This window comes from bacterium (assembly GCA_040757115.1).
GTDB lineage: Bacteria > UBA9089 > CG2-30-40-21 > CG2-30-40-21 > SBAY01 > JBFLXS01.
In genome coordinates this window covers 1-3,835 of record JBFLYA010000312.1, presented here as the reverse complement: position 1 = coordinate 3,835, position 3,835 = coordinate 1, and the positions used below count along the sequence as shown (strand labels likewise).

The 3,835-nt window shown below is 37.1% G+C and carries 2 protein-coding genes; one reads left to right on the top strand and one right to left on the bottom strand.

From position 1 onward, the window contains the following. Positions 1 to 388: 388 nt before the first annotated feature. The gene (locus AB1422_17710) at positions 389 to 937 is read right to left on the bottom strand and encodes an O-acetyl-ADP-ribose deacetylase (GenBank protein ID MEW6621140.1); all 549 of its coding nucleotides are present in this window, start codon (positions 935 to 937) and stop codon (positions 389 to 391) included. Between the two features lie 2,264 nt (positions 938 to 3,201). Between AB1422_17710 and AB1422_17705 the strand changes: the two genes are divergently transcribed. After that, positions 3,202 to 3,672 (top strand): CBS domain-containing protein, encoded by a 471-nt coding sequence (locus tag AB1422_17705; protein MEW6621139.1) that lies wholly within the window; start codon positions 3,202 to 3,204, stop codon positions 3,670 to 3,672. Positions 3,673 to 3,835 lie beyond the last annotated feature (163 nt).

The following is a 3,835-nucleotide window of genomic DNA, read 5'->3' as shown; positions in this document are numbered from 1 at the left end:
TACTATTTTTGTGCCTTTTTAGGGATATAAGTCAAGAAAAATATTTTTAAAAAAACTTAATTTTTTACTTGACATTTCACCATAAGACTTTGTGAGTCGCAGACTCATGACCGTTTCTCCTAAAAATCGGGGTTCGGATTTCGGGATTCGGGAATTCTTGTAACCGTTCACCGCAAGATGCCACAGAGACGCAGAGAAAAAATTAAAATCTATTCACCAGAGAGAGAAATTCCCTTTTTTTGTGCATTTCGAGTCTTTCGTTGTTTATCAATCTTTTAATACTTACTTTCGACTAACTGTTTTTAAGCCCTTTTAAATACCGAAAAACACGAAAAAAAGATATTTTCTTCTCTGTTTCTCTGCGTCTCTGCGGTAAAGGATTTTACAATTATTCTTGAAAAGGCACGAGTGCCTCGAGATAAGTATTGAATGTCCGTGAATCAAATAACACAAATCGAACTTCCCTAATGGAGGTATTCGCTTTCAGGAAATCAATGACCGCCTTAAGGGCAATGGGTGCGGCTTTTTCTACCGGATAACCATAGACGCCGGTGCTGATAGATGGAAATGCAATCGAAGAACAGTTATTTGCCACTGCGACCTTCAGGCTTTCAAGATAACAACTACGGAGTAATTCTGGTTCTCCTTGACTACCACCCTGCCAGATAGGTCCAACCGTATGAATAACATATTTAACGGTGAGATTACCTGCCGTAGTAATCACTGCCTTACCTGTAGGCAGAAGTCCCTGTGCAGAGCGAATCTTCTTACATTCCTCAAGGATAGCACTTCCCCCGACACGATGAATAGCACCATCAACACCACCGCCCCCCATTAAGCCCGGGTTAGCCGCATTAACAATGACATCTGTTGTCTCCTGAGTAATATCCCCTTGAACTAAAGTAAGTATTGAGTTATTAATTTGCTTTTGCGTCATTCATCTCACCTCCACTATTATCACTATTCAGCCATTTATGGTGAAACCCGCATGTCCCTGCGGGACACAAAGGGAGATGAAAATATAGCACTTATTAATCGAAATTTGACATAGATATGGCTCTGAAATTCCAAATCACAAATTCCAAATTCCAAACAAATTCGAATGACCAAAATTCAAAACATTACCCCCATAGTTTGGTATTTATTACTTGAAATTTGGTGCTTATTTGAGATTTGGTGCTTGGGATTTGGGATTTTTTCCTTATCCACTCTGAGTAAAAATTTGACTAATAACTACTATAACATCCAGTGTTAGTGAACAGTATCAGTGTCAGTGAAGAAAGATTGAATTCCTTAACTGACACTGAGACTAATCACTGACACTTATTTTCAGTGGGGGAGATAAAAAATTAAAAATCTGTGTCCTCTGCGAAATCTGCGGATATTTTCAGGTGAAACGCTTATGCCCTTGCAGGGCACAAATGACGATGAAAATGTAGTTTTGTAAATCAAACAATTACAACAACTTATGAACATTTTCAGGTGAAATATAACACACCTCTACGCCCCTCTCAAGACTTATCGTTACCCACATTTTGAGAGGGAAGATTTTTGAGGGGAAGTACTGCGAAATAACAGAGATATGTAGCCCCCAATAATTAACAATTGACAATTTACAATTGACCATTATTTGTTAATTTTGTCAACATCAAATATTAATTGTGAATTGATAATGGCTAATTGATAATTGTCAATTAACTATATTTGGACTTGTGGGTAACGATAAGTCTCAAGAGGGGAATACAACCCCCTCACCCCCTTTGTTAAGGGGAAATAAACTTGCTTTTCATCGGTTCCTTGGTCTATAGTCTATGGTCTATGGTCTGTAGTCTATTTTCAGGTGAAACGACCATGTCCACAGGGTGGACACAAAGGAGGATGAAAATAGTGGTAGGAGATAGAAGGTAGGAGGTAAGGAGATAGGCGTGAGGAGTGATGTTTTCTTTACTTTCTACTCTCTACTTTCTACTTCCTTATTTTCAGGTGAAACAACAGGTAATGATTGTTAGGTTCAAGGAGCAAGGTAGAAAATAATCTTCCTTGCTCTTTGAGCCTACCTGTTTCACTTCACCTGGGTAAATAATTACCCAGTGTTATACTCTAACAAAATTTCGCCGTTTTGTCAACAAACTTTTGCGACCTCCCAGCAATTCTAATTATCATAACCATTCAGATAGTAATTCACTGCAGAGATGCAGAGGAATAGAGAAGACAGATTTGTTAATCAATTTAATGTTGTTGTACTCAACTGGAGTTTCGTGAATTTTCTATGATTCCTTTCTCCTTTAATCTTTGCGTTCTTTGCGGTCGATTTCTTTGCGTTCTTTGCGGTTAAAAAAGGATAAACCACAAAGGGCACAAAGTACTAACGCAAAGGACACAAAGGGAAGAAAATAGGTGAAGCATTTTTTATCAACTCAACTTCAAAGGATAAGTTGCAAAAAAATCATCAGGCTTTTGAGCCTAATTTTGCCATCTTTGAGCAAAATAAACAGATTGATAAGGATTCAGATAGCCTCAATGGCTCCTTAAATTAACGAAACTCCAGCAAATATAAGGTAACATAAATAAACTAATTTGTCAAGAGGCTGACCGAGAATTTTTTAAAAATATCGTAAGCGTTCAGCAGTCAACCATCAGTTGTCAGCATTTAGCTATCTTTTAGCTAAAAAAGCGAACTGAGAACAGGAAAAATCAGATAAAAGTATGGGTGAAGTAACCGAAATTAAACCTATGTTAACGGTGTTCATTCAAAAACTGAATGCTGACAACTGATGGCTGAACGCTTAAGTAAATTTAGATGAAAATTTTTGCTTCTCTGTAATTCTCGGTCATCCTGTCAACAAAATTTTCTGTTGAAAATTTATACCATAAATGTTATAATGATACTGGAGTTTTTACACGGTCTGTCGTTAGGTGATTGTGAATAAAGGTAATTAGTAAACGTTCAGCGGTCAGCAAGATTAGGAAAATCAAGGTATCAGCAAAGTTATGATTCTACTTGTCTTCTTTCGGAGAAGGTATAATTTTCTTAAAATCTGATAGATGAACGCTGACGGTAACTATTTGTAAGACAGTAGGTTCAAGGAACAAGGGAGCGTATTTTCTCCCTTACTCCTTGAACCTTGAATCTGACAACCATTGTCTGTTGTTTCACTTCAGATGGCGAAGTAGTTACAAATTAAAGGAGCGTGATTTAAAATGAATGAAGTAAATTTGAATGAACTGGTAGAAAAATGTGGAGAATTAGGTAAGAGGAAGGTTAAAGAGATAATGAGCAAAGATGTCGTGACGGTGAAAGAGGATAGTAATTTTCTTGAGTTTGTGACCAATGTTGAGATGTATGATTATGTCGCCTTCCCGGTTTTAGATGAAAAGAATGAAATAATTGGGATTGTTTCACAAACAGATTTGCTTAAATTAATCTTATTTCATGGACTGTCCGGAACAAGGATGTTAGAGACAGAGGCTTTTTTGGGCATCCCTTCTATACGGGCAATAATGAGTACCAGCCCGATAACTCTCTCTCCTGAAGATACAATAAATGAAGCCGTGTCTCTTATGGTTGAATACGGTATCCAGAGCATCCCGGTGGTAGAAGAAAACCAGGTTATTGGAATGGTTGTTAAGAAAGATATCATAGAGGAGATTTTAAAGATATTGGGGTTATAAAGGAGAAGGTTGAGGTTAAGAGAAACGGGCATGAGTCTGCGGCTCACAAAGTCTTATGGTGAAATGTCAAGTAAAAAATTAAGTTTTTTTAAAAATATTTTTCTTGACTTATATCCCTAAAAAGGCACAAAAATAGTATGTTCGGATACAAGTGAATTTTTTA